The 796-nt window shown below is 55.2% G+C and carries 1 protein-coding gene; it reads left to right on the forward strand.

The annotated features are described in order from the left end of the window. Window positions 1-268: 268 nt before the first annotated feature. Window positions 269-796 (forward strand): hypothetical protein (locus AC1D12_RS34515; protein ID WP_477845554.1); only part of this gene is annotated, 528 nt, incomplete at its 3' end.

The following is a 796-nucleotide window of genomic DNA, read 5'->3' on the forward strand; positions in this document are numbered from 1 at the left end:
CGGTCGAGCGGTTGTATGCGGACCTGGCGGCGGTTCTGGAGGCGGCGCGGGTCGACCGGTTCATCGTGGCGGGGTGAATCGGGCCTGAGTTTGTCAACAATAGTTAGCCAGCACCTGCTGGCGGCCAACCGGGGTTGCTCCGTCATCTTGCATCGCCTCTAATCCATTCGCCGCGCGATCCGTCCCCAGCAGTCCTCAGAGATTGACGATACGGCGAGTCGAGAGAGGCCGGTCGCGCCCGCGGGTGCAGGGCGCAAGGCGAAAGTGAATGATGATGAAGATTGCGGCGATATTCTCTTGTGCCGTTGCTTGTTTTTTTGCAAGCGGTGCCCCCCAGGCGGCACCGAGATACTATCCCCAGACGGTACCTCAGATTGATGCGAAGCTGTTCGATAATCCAGGATATTCGAGGTTCAAGATCAGTGTTTCGCTGAACGACACCAAGACAGACGGTGATGTGATTGTCGGAAACGTGATCGTCTGCTCTGACAAGGCGTGCTATCGACCTGACATGCCCAACAAGAGAATTGGGCTGTACAACACAAGCAGCGGCAAGGCCGAACTGATCTACGAAGTTCGTCTCCCTGACGATGAAATCAAGAGCGTTCATTTCGATGAGGTGGCGGGGGGGAAGGTTGTTGTTGGTGATCTGAATCTGAGTACAACCTTGAAGCTGGACTCGGGGAGGGCGCAAGGCGGAGAGATTCTTGTATTGGTCAAAAAGAAACAAGGCGGGAATAGGGTGGTTTATTACCCTGAGTCTTCGGCCGTCGGTTTTTATCACCCAGAGATAAAT

Source organism: Rhizobacter sp. P1_G5 (assembly GCF_056405435.1).